The following is a 13,920-nucleotide window of genomic DNA, read 5'->3' as shown; positions in this document are numbered from 1 at the left end:
GCAACAATGACTCATATTGCACAAGCCCTGACCATTGCCGGCTCAGACAGCGGCGGCGGTGCGGGTATTCAAGCAGATCTGAAAACCTTTCAAATGCGTAATGTATTTGGAATGAGCGTGATCACCGCCGTCACCGCACAAAACACCTTAGGCGTAACCGATATTCATTTAATCCCCCTTAGCACCATTGAAGCGCAACTCAAGGCAATTGTGGCAGATTTCACGCCCAATGCGGTAAAAATTGGTATGCTCGGCACGGCTGAAATTATCCAAACCGTGGCCACTTTTTTGCGTCAGCACCCATTTGCGAATGTGGTTATCGATCCGGTGATGATCGCCAAAGGGGGCGCAAGTTTATTGGAACAATCGGCAATTCAAGCAATGCGTGAGCAGCTATTACCTTTAGCCGATGTACTAACGCCAAATCTGCCTGAAGCAGAAGCCTTAACAGGATTGAAAGCTGAAGATCAGCACAGTATTGCGCAAATTGCTGAACGTTTACAACAAATGGGCGCAAAAACGGTGATTATAAAAGGTGGTCATCAGCAAAACAGCGAAAGTGCGCTATGCCAAGATTTTATTTTCACGCCGATAGCATCTTTTGTCTTGGAAAGCCCACGTTTTAACACGCCGCATACCCACGGCACAGGCTGCACTTTTTCCGCTTGCTTAACAGCTGAACTTGCCAAAGGGCAATCTTTGGAGCAAGCCTGCAAAACTGCCAAAGCCTTTATTACCAGCGCCATCACGCACCCTTTAAATATCGGACATGGACACGGCCCAACCAATCACTGGGCTTATTCACAGGAGCAAAAAAATGGATAAATCAATTTTACGCTGTTATTTAGTGGCAGGTACGCAAGATTGTCGTCATCTACCACAATATGATGCAAGTCAGCCACAACAAACCTTATTAGCTCGTTTAGAACAGGCATTAAAGGCCGGCATTACTTGTTATCAATTTCGTGAAAAAGGGCAATTTTCCTTGCAAGATCCGCAACAAATTGAGCAACTTGCCCGCCAATGCCAACATTTATGTAAACAATATAATGTGCCTTTTATTATGAATAATGATGTTCAACTCGCAGAAAAATTGCACGCAGACGGCATTCACGTTGGGCAAAAAGATTTTGCCGTGGATAAGCTCGCTCAACAAATTCAAGGCAAAATGCTCATCGGTTTATCCGTAAATACCTTGCAACAAGCGCAGCAACATAATGCTTTCAATGGCGTGGATTATTATGGCTGCGGCCCGATTTTCCCGACGTTTTCCAAAGCGGACGCTGCGCCAGATGTGGGGATCAACTTTGTGCAATTTTTGCGTGAGCAAGGCATCAATAAGCCTTTGGTCGCCATTGGCGGCATTAGAACCGAACACGTTCCCGCGCTTTTACAAGCCGGTGCAGATGGTGTTGCGGTAATTTCAACCATTATGCAGTCAGCCAATATAACAGCGACTGTCAAACAGATTTTAAACGCATAAAAAATGGGGCTTACCGCCCCATAAATACTCGTTTGCAGATGTTTATTTATGACGTTCTTTTAATTTTTCAATCACATCGCCCCAAGTCAAATTGGCATCCTGCAACAATACGGTTAAATGATAGGCTAAATCCGCCGCCTCACAAATGGTTTCTTCGCGATCTTTTACTGTCGCTGCCAATGCGGTTTCAACCCCCTCTTCACCGACTTTTTGCGCAATACGTTTTGTGCCGCGTGCATAAAGTGAAGCGGTATAAGAACTCTTCGGATCAGCACTTTTACGCGCGTTCAACAGTTTTTCCAATTTACTCAAGAAAATCCAATTCGGTGTTTCAGAAATCGGGGAAAAACAACTATCCGTTCCTTCGTGACAGGTCGCACCGACCGGATTAACCAAGATCAACAACGTATCACGATCACAATCTAAGGTATAATCAACCACATTTAAAAAATTGCCGGAAGTTTCACCTTTTGTCCATAAACGCTGTTTGGTGCGAGAGAAGAAAGTCACTTTTTTCTCCTCTAATGTTTTGGCTAATGCTTCTTGATTCATATACCCCAACATCAACACTTCACAGCTATCCGCATTTTGTACGATAACCGGCAATAAGCCATCTACTTTTTGCCAATTGATTTGTTCAATAATTTGTTTATCTAACATTTTATTCCTCACATCTCACTTCGATTTGTTCATTACGTAAATAACGTTTTAATTCGCCAATATTAATAATCTGTTTATGAAACACGCTTGCAGCCAAAGCGCCGTCCACGTTAGCTTCAACAAAAGCATCACGGAAATGCACCATTTCACCGGCACCGCCCGAAGCAATCAATGGCACATTACACACCTCACGTACTTTTTTGAGCTGCACTAAGTCATAACCTTTACGCACACCATCTTGATTCATCATATTCAAGACGATTTCACCGGCACCACGCTTTTGCACTTCCTGTACCCAATCCACTGTCTGCCAAGTCGTTTGACGAGTCCGCTTTTCATCACCGGTATATTGATTAACCCAATATTTACCGCTTTCCTGCTCAAACCAACTATCAATACCGACCACGATTGCCTGCACACCGAAACGATCCGCCAACTGATTAATTAAATCCGGATTTGCCAACGCCGGTGAATTAATTGAAATTTTATCCGCACCGAAAGCAAAAATCTGTTCCGCATCGGCAATTGTTTTAATCCCACCGGCAACGCAGAATGGGATGTCAATCACTTGTGCCACACGCTCTACCCAACTTTTATCAACCGTGCGTCCATCAGAAGAGGCGGTAATATCATAGAAAACCAACTCATCTGCTCCCTCTTCTGCATAACGTTGCGCCAATGGCACAATATCACCAATAATCTCGTGATTGCGAAATTGTACCCCTTTCACAACTTGCCCATCACGAACGTCTAAACAAGGAATTATGCGTTTTGCAAGCATTATGCCCTCCTTTTATATTCTTGTAATTCAATATTACTGCTAATGTACAATGGATGATGAGGCTCTCCAGTTTTATTAATTTTCAAACAATATAAATGATTAAACATATCATAAACTTCTTTGGAGCGTCCTTTGTAAGCACCATTGTTTCCCCAAGCTACAACAATTTTTTCCGATAATCTTGCATATTCTTTTAGATATTTATTATTAAGTTCTCCAATAGGATCTTTTTCATAGTAAAGTTCATTTTGATAGGTATCTACAAATGCAAATAAATTAAGCATATAAATACCCCCATAATTCCATTTTTTAGCGTAATTGATACATTTATTTATAGTACTATCATCTTCATTTTCATCAGCAGTTGATGGATTTAATCCAATGAACATTATTTTAGGTAACGAATCGTCCCATATTCTAGATAATACATACCTGTATCTCCTATCTTCTGAGAATTTCGCATCTTTTTTCATTTGCTCCAACATTGAATTGCCTCCGCCACGTCAAATTTTCCTTCTAGTAATGCACGACCAACAATCACGCCAGCCACGCCTGTATTTTTTAAAGCAGCGATGTCTGCTAATGAGCCGATACCACCTGAGGATTGAAATTCAATCTGTGGAAAGGCGGTGCAGATTTCTTGATATAACGCCACATTCGAGCCTTGCAATGTGCCGTCACGAGAAATGTCAGTGCATAGCACGTGCTGTAATCCCACTTGGCTGAAATCTTCAATCACTTGCTCTAACGTCAGCGGACTGGTTTCTTGCCAGCCGTGAATAGCAATTAATTTACGCCCTTCAACAATATTGATATCCAATGCCAATACAAATTTTTCTGCACCATATTTTTCAAACCAAGCTTTAACCATTTGTGGCTGTTTAATCGCGGTCGAACCGACAACCACACGATTCGCGCCTACATTCAATAAATCCGCCACATCCTTTTCACTACGGATGCCGCCGCCCACCTGTACCGGACATTGAGTTTCCTCAATAATTTTGCCGATTAATGCGGTCTGACGAGCTTGCGGATCTTTCGCCCCGGTCAAATCCACTAAATGTAATTGTTCCGCACCTTGCTTAACATAAGCGGCAAACTGCTCAATTGGATTATCACTATATGTTGTCTGCTTGGCATAATCGCCTTGGTGCAAACGCACCACCTCTCCATTAATCAGATCCAAAGCAGGAATGATGATTGATTTTGTCATATTAAATCCTAGATTTTTTATTATATTCTCTCGATAAAATTGCGTAATAACTGTGCACCGACCTTACCCGACCGTTCAGGATGGAACTGCACACCATAAAAATTATCCTTATGCAGCGCAGCGGAAAACGGTACGCCATACTCACAGGTTGCAATCGTATTTTCATTTGGCAGCACCGCATAACTATGCACAAAATAGAAATAACTACCATTAGGAATATCGGCAAAGAGTGCTTCATTTTCAGCAAAATTCACTTGATTCCATCCCATATGCGGCAACGGTAAACCATTATCCGGCAACTTTTGCGTTTCACCGGACATCAATCCTAGCGTTTGTAAATTGCCTTCTTGTGAAAAACTCGTCATTAATTGCATTCCCAAACAAATGCCCAAAACCGGTTGTGTTAATTGTTGAATCGTTGCAATCAAATTACGCTGCTGTAAATTATGCATTGCCGCATTCGCTGTTCCTACCCCCGGCAATAGTAATTTATCCGCCTGTTTGAGTTTAGTTAAATCTCGACTGATCTCCGCTTGGTAGCCTAATCTTTCAATCGCAAACTTGACCGAAGAAAGGTTAGCACAGCCGGTATCAATGATAGTGATATTTTGCATAATGTTATCATTCCTAATGTTCTTGTTGTTTTTGTTCAAAATTTTCGATTTCTTTGCGTATTTCTGTCAGTAATAATTCTTCTGACGGCAGATAAAGTTGATATTGACTGGCAAAAATTTGCTGTTGATTTTCAGGTAAAGAAAATTTCACCACGCTATCATTTTTATCCGCACATAATAAAATGCCAATGGTTGGATTTTCTCGCGGCAGTTTTTCAACCCGATCAAAATAATTTACATACATTTGCAACTGCCCCAAATCCTGATGAGTTAATTTGTGGGTTTTGATCTCGATAATCACAAAGCATTGCAGCAAGCGATTGTATAAAACGAGATCCACAAAAAAATCATCACCATCAAGATGTAAACGTTTCTGACGAGCCACAAAAGAAAAGCCGTTACCTAATTCAAGTAAAAATTCTTGCAAGTGAGTAATAATGGCTTGTTCAAGATCTTTTTCGTAATAGGCACTTTCACGTTGCAGACCAAGAAATTCCAATACCATCGGATCTTTGATAATCTGTTTCGGATCACTAGGGATAAGCTGATTATTCGCCACTGCAAGCACGGTTTCTTTATCGTTACTCAATAATAAACGTTCGTATAGACTGCTGTTGATTTGGCGTTCTAACTGGCGAGAACTCCAATTATTTTTTATGCTTTCACCAATATAAAACTCGCGTTTATCAGGATCATTGATACGTAAAAGTTGGCGATATTGTGTCCAGTTCAATTGTGAACGCAGTGCGTTCACAATTGGGAATGTACGATAAAATTGGCGATACCAATTAAGGTTGCGATAAGAAAAACTACTGCCAAGCTCTGGCTCGAGCTGTTTGGCAAGATATTTGATTAAATAAGCCCCATAATCTGCCCGCTCTTGCCCTTGCTGTTCTTCTTCAAAAATACGCTTGCCAATGTGCCAATACATCAGCACTCGCTGAAAATCCACCGCTCTCACTGCATTTTCACGCGATTGTGCAATGATTTGTTTAATATCAGTAATGATGGTTGTGTTGGTCAGCATTGTTATTCCCTTCGCGCTTTAACCGCAATAATCAAAGAACGCCCTTACTGCTCGGCAATTCGTTACTTTCGATACGAATCGCCTGTCTAAGTGTTCTACCGAAACATTTAAACATCGCCTCAATCTGATGATGTGTGTTATTTCCTTTCACTTTAATATGTAAAGTACAGGCCAAGGCATAACTCAATGACATAAAGAAATGTTCCACCATTTCGGTGCTGAAATCGCCCACTTTATCACGTGTAAATTTTGCTTTAAATTTCAAATAAGGGCGACCGGAAAGATCCAATGCGCATTCTGCTTTGCACTCATCCATCGGCAATACAAATCCGAAACGAGCAATCCCTTTTTTATTGCCTAGCGCCTTTTTCAAAGCCTCACCAAACGCTAACGCGGTATCTTCCACCGTATGATGATCATCAATATGCAAATCTCCGTTTACCGTCACATTCATCCGAAAACCGCCGTGTGTTGCGATCTGATCCAACATATGATCGAAAAAACCGATGCCGGTATTAATCTGATTAATGCCGGTTTCATCCAACCAAAGCTGAACTTTAATATCGGTTTCTTTGGTTTTGCGAACCACCTCTGCGGTGCGAGGTTTATTATCACCAATATTCGTCACCGCCTGTTTCAACAATTTTTCAGCAATCAAATCCCAATTCAAATTTTGTGGATTATATTGCAAACCAACAATGCCAAGATTTTCCGCAAGCTGAAGATCGGTTGCACGATCGCCGATTACATAGCTGTTCTTTTTATCAAAAAGCTTATTTTTAATATATTTCTTCAATAAGCCCAATTTCGGTTTACGACATTCACAATTATCTTCCGGCTTATGCGGACAAATTAAAACATCATCAAATTCAATACCTTGTGAATTAAAAATTTGCATCATTGCGTTGTGAGGCTTATCAAAATCCTCTTGAGGGAAAGAACTCGTACCTAAGCCGTCCTGATTACTCACCATTACCAAACGATAACCGGCCTGCTGCAATTTTAATAACGCCGGAATAACATTCGGCTCCAACTTCAATTTTTCTAAACTATCAATTTGAAAATCTGTTTTCGGCTCATCAATGAGTGTTCCATCACGGTCGATAAATAAGATAGATTGTTGTTTTTTCATATTATTTTCCTTGCTGTGCAAATTGATTAATGGCTTCTAGTGTACGGCTGTTTTCTGCTACTGTACCGACAGTAATACGAATACAATTTTCTAAAAATAATTGACTGTTCTGATTACGCAAAATAATGCCGTTATCCCATAAATATTGAAATAACTTTTGTCCGTTTTGTGCTTTAAACAGGATGTAATTGGATTCACTTGGATAAACAATATCAATTATCGGGCATTGCGCCAGTGCTTCACTCAATTTAACACGATTAATCAACACTTCCTCAACGCGCTGCTGCATTAACGCTAGCCCTTGCGCAGAAAGTGCTTGGGCAGCAATATCAGCGACCGGACTCGGCAACGGATAAGGTGCGATAACTTTTTGTAATACACTGATTAACTCTTCATTGGCGAGCGTAAAACCGCAACGCAAGCCGGCTAAAGCAAAGGCTTTAGACAAAGTACGGATAATAGCAAGATGCGGATAATTTTTTAACTCAGAAACCATTGTTGCTTGCGGACAAAATTCAATATAGGCTTCATCAACCACCACAATTGCACGATTTTTTGTCATTTCCAGCAAAGAAATTAAATTCTCACGTTTTAATAAATTTCCGGTTGGGTTATTCGGGCTGCAAACAAACACAACTTTCACATTATCCAACTGGCGCTCAATTTCAGCTAAATTTAGTTGAAAATCTTGAGTCAACGGCACTTTTTTACAAGCAATTCCGCAGGTTTCAGCACTCACGGAATACATCCCATATGTAGGTGGGCAATACAAAATAGCATCCTGATTCGGCTCACAGAAAGCACGGATAATCAATTCGATACTTTCATCACCACCACGACTCACCAAAACATTGTTCACGGTCACACCGGCATAATTTGCATAACCTTCAACCACAGCTTGCGGTTGCGCTTCCGGATAACGGTTAAAATTTTGTACGCTTAATGAAAAATCCGGTGAAATCGGATATTCATTGGCATTTAACCAAACATCTCCTTTTCCTCCCAAACGGCGCGCGGATTGATAAGGTGTCAATGCTTGAATATTTTTACGAGAAAGTTGTGTAATGCTCATAATTTTTTCCTATAACTGAAAATAAAAAATCCTCTCGAAATTATCTTCCGAGAGGATTGTGATTCATATCGAATGCTCGGAAGATGATTAATCTTCCACGCACCATCGCCTGAAAGATTAATCAGGTTGATGATGGTGATGATGAGCAATTCGAGAAAATTTCATTTGTTGTATCCTTAATGTTAAAACTGTTACTTACACTACTGGATCATCTACAAAAATGCAATAGGTTTTTTGATAAAAAATTTATCAAACCGCTCTCTCCGTATAAAGCTCTACGCCCGACATCAATGACATTTTTTTCACATAAGCGGCGACTTTATTCGGAAATTCGATTCCTTTCACAATTGTTAAATTACGCAAAACCGGGAATAACACGATATCTTCGATTGACAACTCTCCGGAGCTCGCTTTCGGGCTGACGATCAAATCGTTCAACTCTTTAAGATCTTGATTAATTTTTGCTAAATATTGTGGGGTTTGTGCTAAATTTTCAGCAAAATTACCAATCATTTTGCTTTTTTTCATCGTGAAATATTCCACTGATTCCGGCATTGCAAACTCTTTTAAGCCGATTTGTGTAAATCGAGGAATCACTAAATGATTGTAGTAACTGCCTACTTTTTGCAGCCATTGACTCACTTCCTCACGAACATTTTCTTTTAAGCAAGGCTCGCCATATTTTTTATCAACATAACGGACGATATCCAAACTTTCCGGCATTACCATTCCATCACTGTCAGCAAGGATTGGCACAACTTTACGCCCCACTAGTTGCATCGGGGTGTCTTCGTGATGATTTGCCAACACAATGACATCAACCGGGATATTTTTTAAACCGAAAATCATTCTGGCACGTACACAATATGGACAATGTTCATAAGTATAAAGTCTCATTATTTGCTCCTCAGTTGTGTTTGGTAACTTTAGTTAGTTTTAATACAAATCAGCTGTTTTATCAAGGATTAGACAGCTTTTATCTAAAAAAATAAGCCCCGAAAACTGCGTATTTTCGGGGCTGTACTTAGCTCATTTTTAGCAACAATTAGAGTGAATAATATAATTCAAATTCTGCCGGATGTGGCAATAAACGAATACGATCAACTTCTTTATTTTTCAATTCGATATAGGCTTCAATAAAGTCGTTGCTGAATACGCCACCACGAGTTAAGAATTCGTGATCGGCTGCCAATGAAGCAAGCGCTTCATCTAAAGAACCTGCTACAGTCGGGATCTCTTTTAACTCTTCAGGCGGTAAGTCATATAAGTTTTTATCCATTGCATCGCCCGGATGGATCTTATTGATAATACCATCTAAACCTGCCATTAAAATCGCAGAGAATGCCAAGTATGGGTTTGCACCCGGATCTGGGAAACGCACTTCAATACGGCGTGCTTTCGGACTTGACACTGTCGGAATACGAATAGATGCAGAACGGTTGCTTGCTGAATAAGCCAACAATACCGGCGCTTCATAACCCGGTACCAAACGTTTATAAGAGTTGGTTGTTGGGTTGGTAAACGCATTCAATGCTTTAGCGTGTTTAATTACACCACCGATAAAGAAGAGCGAAAGTTCTGACAATCCGGCATATTTATCACCAGCGAACAAGTTCACGCCGTCTTTACCTAAAGAGATGTGGCAGTGCATACCTGAACCGTTATCACCGAAGATTGGTTTCGGCATAAAGCAAGCGGTTTTACCGTGTTCAAACGCAACGTTATGAACAACATATTTATAAATTTGTGTTTCATCCGCTTTTAAAGTTAAGGTATTGAAACGACAAGCAATTTCATTTTGTCCGGCGGTTGCCACTTCGTGGTGATGAGCTTCGATCACTAAGCCCATATCTTCCATTACTAAGCACATTTCAGAACGTAAATCTTGTGAAGAGTCGACCGGCGGCACTGGGAAATAACCGCCTTTAGTTGCAGGACGATGCCCTTTGTTTCCACCTTCATACTCTTTGCCGCTGTTCCAGCTTGCTTCGATATCATCGATTTCATAGAAAGAGCCTGACATTCCAGTTTTGAAACGTACATCATCAAAGATAAAGAATTCAGGTTCCGGTCCAACTAATACAGTATCCGCAATACCTGATGCTTTAAGGTACTCTTCTGCACGAATTGCAATTGAACGTGGGTCACGATCATAACCTTGCATTGTGGTTGGTTCATAAACATCACAACGAATGGAAAGAGTCGGAACGCTGAAGAAAGGATCGACTAATGCACTTTCCGGAATCGGCATCAATACCATATCGGATTTATTGATGGTTTTCCAACCGCCGATAGAAGATCCATCAAACATTTTTCCATCTTCAAAGAAATCTTCATCAACGGCACTCACCGGTACTGAAACGTGTTGTTCTTTCCCTTTGATGTCGGTAAAACGAAGATCAACAAAACGAATTCCGTGTTCTTCAATAAGTTCAAAGACTTTTGCAATTGCTTGAGTGTTTGCCATAATCAATCCTCTCGTATTTGACTAGTTAATTTATAAATATAATGTTGGTTTTTTGAATTCAGATAAACAATATCCTATTTTTCTTAAAAATAAAACAACTTTTTTCATTTTTAATAAAAAAATATCTAAATTAAAAAATGGCAACGTTACATTATTTAATAGCCGTCTTCATTAAAACGCTGTATAATTTGCCACCTTTTCACCCGCTATGCTGAAATCACAAGGCTTCAAAGGCAACAACTATGTTCAGTATAGCCAAACTATTTCAAAATACTACAAGATAATTTTTACATGAAAAACGATTTAGATATTAGTAAATTGCGTAATATCGCGATTATCGCTCACGTAGACCACGGAAAAACTACGCTCGTTGATAAACTGTTACAACAATCAGGCACATTGGAATCATCCCGTTCCGGCGAAACAGATGAACGCGTGATGGACTCCAATGCGTTAGAAAAAGAGCGCGGTATCACTATTCTTGCTAAAAATACCGCCATTAACTGGAATGATTACCGCATTAATATCGTAGACACGCCGGGACACGCCGACTTCGGTGGAGAAGTGGAACGTGTTCTCTCTATGGTGGACAGTGTTCTATTATTAGTTGATGCCTTTGACGGTCCAATGCCGCAAACGCGCTTTGTTACCCAAAAAGCCTTTGCGCACGGATTAAAACCGATTGTGGTGATTAATAAAGTGGATCGCCCGGGTGCAAGACCGGATTGGGTTGTTGATCAAGTGTTCGATCTTTTTGTCAACTTAGGCGCAACCGATGAGCAGCTCGATTTCCCAATTATTTATGCCTCTGCATTGAACGGCGTTGCCGGTTTGGATCACGACCAATTAGCGGATGATATGACACCGTTGTTTGAGGCGATTGTAAAATATGTCGCACCACCGGAAGTGCACTTGGATCAACCTTTCCAAATGCAAATTTCTCAGTTGGACTACAACAATTACGTTGGTGTTATCGGTATCGGTCGTATCAAGCGCGGTTCAGTCAAACCAAACCAAGCGGTAACCATTATTGATAGTGAAGGCAAAACTCGCAATGCGCGTGTCGGTCAAGTGTTAGGCCACTTAGGTTTACAACGTTATGAAGAAGATATTGCCAATGCCGGCGATATTATTGCATTGACCGGTTTAGGCGAATTGAACATTTCCGATACTATTTGCGATGTCAACAATGTGGAAGCTTTGCCGGCATTAACCGTTGATGAACCGACCGTAACAATGTTCTTCTGCGTAAACACTTCACCGTTCTGTGGTCGTGAAGGTAAATATGTTACCTCTCGTCAAATTTTAGAACGTTTGAATAAAGAGTTGGTGCATAACGTTGCATTACGTGTTGAAGAAACTGAAGATCCTGATGCTTTCAAAGTATCCGGTCGTGGTGAGTTGCATCTTTCCGTTTTAATTGAAAATATGCGCCGTGAAGGTCACGAACTGGCCGTTTCTCGTCCAAAAGTAATTTTCCGTGAAATTGATGGACGTAAACAAGAGCCGTTTGAACAAGTTACGATTGATATTGAAGATCAACACCAAGGTGCCGTGATGGAAGCTTTAGGTATCCGTAAAGGTGAAGTCCGCGATATGGTGCCGGATGGCAAAGGACGCACTCGTTTGGAATATATTATTCCAAGTCGTGGTTTGATCGGCTTCCGTAATGAGTTTATGACAATGACTTCCGGAACAGGTTTGCTTTACTCAAGTTTCAGTCACTATGATGATGTTAAACCGGGTGATATCGGTCAACGTCAAAATGGCGTATTGATTTCCAATGCCACCGGTAAAGCATTGGCTTACGCCTTATTCGGCTTGCAGGAACGTGGCAAATTGATGATTGAACACGGTGCTGAAGTGTATGAAGGTCAAGTTATCGGTATTCACAGCCGTTCAAATGACCTTACCGTCAACTGCTTGCAGGGTAAAAAATTGACCAATATGCGTGCAGCCGGTAAAGATGATGCCATAGTATTAGTTCCGCCAGTAAAATTCACGCTTGAACAGGCTCTAGAGTTTATTGACGATGATGAATTGGTTGAAGTTACACCAAGTTCTATCCGTATTCGTAAACGTTTCTTAACAGAAATGGATCGCAGAAGAGCGAATCGTACGACAACCAGTACCAGTACTCGTTAATTTTTGTTGTTATACTCCCGTTATTTTCCCTAAAATAGCGGGTGTTTTTTATCTTTATTTTCATAATGTTCCAATTCACAGAGCGACCTATAATACATAGTATGTTACGCTATGAATTGCATAATTGGGAAAAATTACCTCCTAGCTTAAGATAAGTCTGCCTTCGTGAACTGTGGAATCTTAACCATTAAAGAGTTATTGATGAATACTTCCCATAAACGCCCAACATTACAACATATAGCCGATCATTTAGGTCTGACTAAAATGACCATCAGTCGTTATTTACGTAATCCAGATTCCGTTGCTGAAGAAACTCGCAAAAAAATTGCAACAGCGATAGAACAATTCGGCTATATTCCGAATCGGGCACCAAGTATGCTCTCTAATGCTAAAAGTCGGGCTATTGGTGTTTTAGTTCCTTCATTAACCAACCAAGTTTTTGCTGATGTAATTAAAGGAATTGAAACTATCACCGATAAAGCCGGTTATCAAACAATGCTTGCTCACTATGGTTATAGCTTAGAAAAAGAAGAACAACGCGTAGAATCGCTACTTTCTTACAATGTTGATGGTTTAATCCTTTCAGAAAATCATCATTCTGAAAAAACCTTAAAAATGATTGAAGTGGCGAATATCCCCGTTATTGAAATTATGGACAGCCATCAGTTAGGCATCCAACAAGTCATCGGCTTTGATAACAGCGTAGCTTCCCAAGCTATGGTGGAAACAATGATTCAGCGCGGGCATCAACACATCGTCTATTTTACTGCTCGGATGGATAAACGCACACAACTGAAAATGCAAGGCTATGAGACAGCAATGAAAAATCACAAATTAACCGCACATAGTCTGATCACCGAACAACCCTCCTCATTCTCATTAGGTGCGGAACTGCTGCATCAAGCATTAGCACAATATCCACAGCTTGACGGCATTGTCTGCACTAATGACGACCTTGCCGTTGGAGCCTTATTTGAGTGCCAACGTTTAGGAATTAAAGTACCGGAACAGATTGGTATTGCCGGTTTCCACGGACACGATGTTGGTCAATCAATGACACCTCAACTGGCTACCGTTATCACACCTCGTCTGGAAATAGGTAAACGAGCGGCAGAGGAGTTACTTAATCGGATTAACGGTATTCCACAACAAAGCAGTATTATTGATTTAGGCTACCATATTCATATTGGGGAAAGTATTTAAACAATAAAAGGTGCTTATTAGCACCTCAGACTGCTGACAAACCCATCTTTCCAAAATCATTTGATAAAAGTGGGTTTGTTTTTTTTACTTTGTCGCTTTTCTCTTGCTTTTCCTTTCAGATAA

The 13,920-nt window shown here is 40.6% G+C and carries 14 protein-coding genes and 1 other annotated feature; of the genes, 4 read left to right on the top strand and 10 right to left on the bottom strand.

Features of this window, described 5'->3' with window-relative positions:
• The first annotated feature begins 6 nt into the window (after positions 1-6).
• Entirely contained in the window at positions 7-825 is an 819-nt protein-coding gene (gene thiD, locus A3EO_RS0102815; RefSeq protein WP_026210968.1) for a bifunctional hydroxymethylpyrimidine kinase/phosphomethylpyrimidine kinase, read from the top strand.
• Positions 818-1,483: a thiamine phosphate synthase gene (gene thiE / locus A3EO_RS0102810; RefSeq protein ID WP_018345900.1), complete on the top strand. Its 666-nt coding sequence runs from the start codon at positions 818-820 to the stop codon at positions 1,481-1,483. The genes thiD and thiE overlap by 8 nt, the downstream gene beginning before the upstream one ends.
• Before the next feature lie 42 nt (positions 1,484-1,525).
• Here the strand turns inward: thiE and hisIE are convergent, their stop codons facing one another.
• The 10 genes from hisIE to glnA form a co-directional block, all read right to left on the bottom strand.
• Positions 1,526-2,143 carry a bifunctional phosphoribosyl-AMP cyclohydrolase/phosphoribosyl-ATP diphosphatase HisIE gene (hisIE, locus tag A3EO_RS0102805; RefSeq protein WP_018345899.1) on the bottom strand — a complete coding sequence of 206 codons (618 nt, stop codon included), beginning with the start codon at positions 2,141-2,143 and terminating at the stop codon, positions 1,526-1,528.
• Between the two features lies 1 nt (position 2,144).
• Positions 2,145-2,924: an imidazole glycerol phosphate synthase subunit HisF gene (hisF, locus tag A3EO_RS0102800; protein WP_018345898.1), complete on the bottom strand. Its 780-nt coding sequence runs from the start codon at positions 2,922-2,924 to the stop codon at positions 2,145-2,147.
• Positions 2,924-3,409, bottom strand: a complete 486-nt coding sequence (locus tag A3EO_RS0102795) for a DUF1643 domain-containing protein (protein ID WP_018345897.1) — start codon at positions 3,407-3,409, stop codon at positions 2,924-2,926. Before A3EO_RS0102795 ends, hisF begins: the two co-directional genes overlap by 1 nt.
• On the bottom strand, positions 3,394-4,137 hold the full coding sequence (gene hisA, locus A3EO_RS0102790; protein WP_018345896.1) for a 1-(5-phosphoribosyl)-5-[(5-phosphoribosylamino)methylideneamino]imidazole-4-carboxamide isomerase: 744 nt from the start codon (positions 4,135-4,137) through the stop codon (positions 3,394-3,396). Before hisA ends, A3EO_RS0102795 begins: the two co-directional genes overlap by 16 nt.
• Before the next feature lie 20 nt (positions 4,138-4,157).
• Complete coding sequence (hisH, locus tag A3EO_RS0102785) at positions 4,158-4,751, bottom strand: imidazole glycerol phosphate synthase subunit HisH (protein WP_013746589.1); 594 nt, start codon at positions 4,749-4,751, stop codon at positions 4,158-4,160.
• Positions 4,752-4,764: 13 nt separating this feature from the next.
• Positions 4,765-5,778 carry a PDDEXK nuclease domain-containing protein gene (locus A3EO_RS0102780; RefSeq protein WP_018345895.1) on the bottom strand — a complete coding sequence of 338 codons (1,014 nt, stop codon included), beginning with the start codon at positions 5,776-5,778 and terminating at the stop codon, positions 4,765-4,767.
• Between the two features lie 31 nt (positions 5,779-5,809).
• Complete coding sequence (gene hisB, locus A3EO_RS0102775; protein ID WP_013746587.1) at positions 5,810-6,910, bottom strand: bifunctional histidinol-phosphatase/imidazoleglycerol-phosphate dehydratase HisB; 1,101 nt, start codon at positions 6,908-6,910, stop codon at positions 5,810-5,812.
• Position 6,911: 1 nt separating this feature from the next.
• Positions 6,912-7,982, bottom strand: a complete 1,071-nt coding sequence (gene hisC / locus A3EO_RS0102770) for a histidinol-phosphate transaminase (protein WP_018345894.1) — start codon at positions 7,980-7,982, stop codon at positions 6,912-6,914.
• Positions 7,983-8,004: 22 nt separating this feature from the next.
• Positions 8,005-8,124, bottom strand: a sequence feature (His leader region).
• Between the two features lie 107 nt (positions 8,125-8,231).
• Positions 8,232-8,879, bottom strand: coding sequence for a glutaredoxin 2 (grxB, locus tag A3EO_RS0102765; RefSeq protein WP_018345893.1), 648 nt, complete (start codon positions 8,877-8,879; stop codon positions 8,232-8,234).
• A gap of 148 nt (positions 8,880-9,027) precedes the next feature.
• Positions 9,028-10,449, bottom strand: coding sequence for a glutamate--ammonia ligase (gene glnA / locus A3EO_RS0102760; RefSeq protein ID WP_013746584.1), 1,422 nt, complete (start codon positions 10,447-10,449; stop codon positions 9,028-9,030).
• 291 nt (positions 10,450-10,740) lie between these two features.
• Here glnA and typA point away from each other — a divergent pair, with 291 nt between their 5' ends.
• Both typA and gntR read left to right on the top strand, forming a co-directional pair.
• Positions 10,741-12,594 carry a translational GTPase TypA gene (gene typA / locus A3EO_RS0102755; RefSeq protein ID WP_018345892.1) on the top strand — a complete coding sequence of 618 codons (1,854 nt, stop codon included), beginning with the start codon at positions 10,741-10,743 and terminating at the stop codon, positions 12,592-12,594.
• 201 nt (positions 12,595-12,795) lie between these two features.
• The gene (gene gntR, locus A3EO_RS0102750) at positions 12,796-13,797 is read left to right on the top strand and encodes a gluconate operon transcriptional repressor GntR (RefSeq protein ID WP_018345891.1); all 1,002 of its coding nucleotides are present in this window, start codon (positions 12,796-12,798) and stop codon (positions 13,795-13,797) included.
• Positions 13,798-13,920: the final 123 nt, after the last annotated feature.

Source organism: Gallibacterium anatis DSM 16844 = F 149, from assembly GCF_000379785.1.
Classification (GTDB): domain Bacteria; phylum Pseudomonadota; class Gammaproteobacteria; order Enterobacterales; family Pasteurellaceae; genus Gallibacterium; species Gallibacterium anatis.
The sequence above is the reverse complement of the archived record's forward strand: the minus strand, read 5'-3'. Positions and strand labels throughout refer to the sequence as shown.

What these genes read in the sequence shown, in the direction of transcription:
- thiD (WP_026210968.1), top strand. Translation starts at nt 7, where the DNA reads ATGACTCATATTGCACAAGCCCTGACCATTGCCGGCTCAGACAGCGGC.
- thiE (WP_018345900.1), top strand. Translation starts at nt 818, where the DNA reads ATGGATAAATCAATTTTACGCTGTTATTTAGTGGCAGGTACGCAAGAT.
- hisIE (WP_018345899.1), bottom strand. Translation starts at nt 2,143, where the DNA reads ATGTTAGATAAACAAATTATTGAACAAATCAATTGGCAAAAAGTAGAT.
- hisF (WP_018345898.1), bottom strand. Translation starts at nt 2,924, where the DNA reads ATGCTTGCAAAACGCATAATTCCTTGTTTAGACGTTCGTGATGGGCAA.
- A3EO_RS0102795 (WP_018345897.1), bottom strand. Translation starts at nt 3,409, where the DNA reads ATGTTGGAGCAAATGAAAAAAGATGCGAAATTCTCAGAAGATAGGAGA.
- hisA (WP_018345896.1), bottom strand. Translation starts at nt 4,137, where the DNA reads ATGACAAAATCAATCATCATTCCTGCTTTGGATCTGATTAATGGAGAG.
- hisH (WP_013746589.1), bottom strand. Translation starts at nt 4,751, where the DNA reads ATGCAAAATATCACTATCATTGATACCGGCTGTGCTAACCTTTCTTCG.
- A3EO_RS0102780 (WP_018345895.1), bottom strand. Translation starts at nt 5,778, where the DNA reads ATGCTGACCAACACAACCATCATTACTGATATTAAACAAATCATTGCA.
- hisB (WP_013746587.1), bottom strand. Translation starts at nt 6,910, where the DNA reads ATGAAAAAACAACAATCTATCTTATTTATCGACCGTGATGGAACACTC.
- hisC (WP_018345894.1), bottom strand. Translation starts at nt 7,982, where the DNA reads ATGAGCATTACACAACTTTCTCGTAAAAATATTCAAGCATTGACACCT.
- grxB (WP_018345893.1), bottom strand. Translation starts at nt 8,879, where the DNA reads ATGAGACTTTATACTTATGAACATTGTCCATATTGTGTACGTGCCAGA.
- glnA (WP_013746584.1), bottom strand. Translation starts at nt 10,449, where the DNA reads ATGGCAAACACTCAAGCAATTGCAAAAGTCTTTGAACTTATTGAAGAA.
- typA (WP_018345892.1), top strand. Translation starts at nt 10,741, where the DNA reads ATGAAAAACGATTTAGATATTAGTAAATTGCGTAATATCGCGATTATC.
- gntR (WP_018345891.1), top strand. Translation starts at nt 12,796, where the DNA reads ATGAATACTTCCCATAAACGCCCAACATTACAACATATAGCCGATCAT.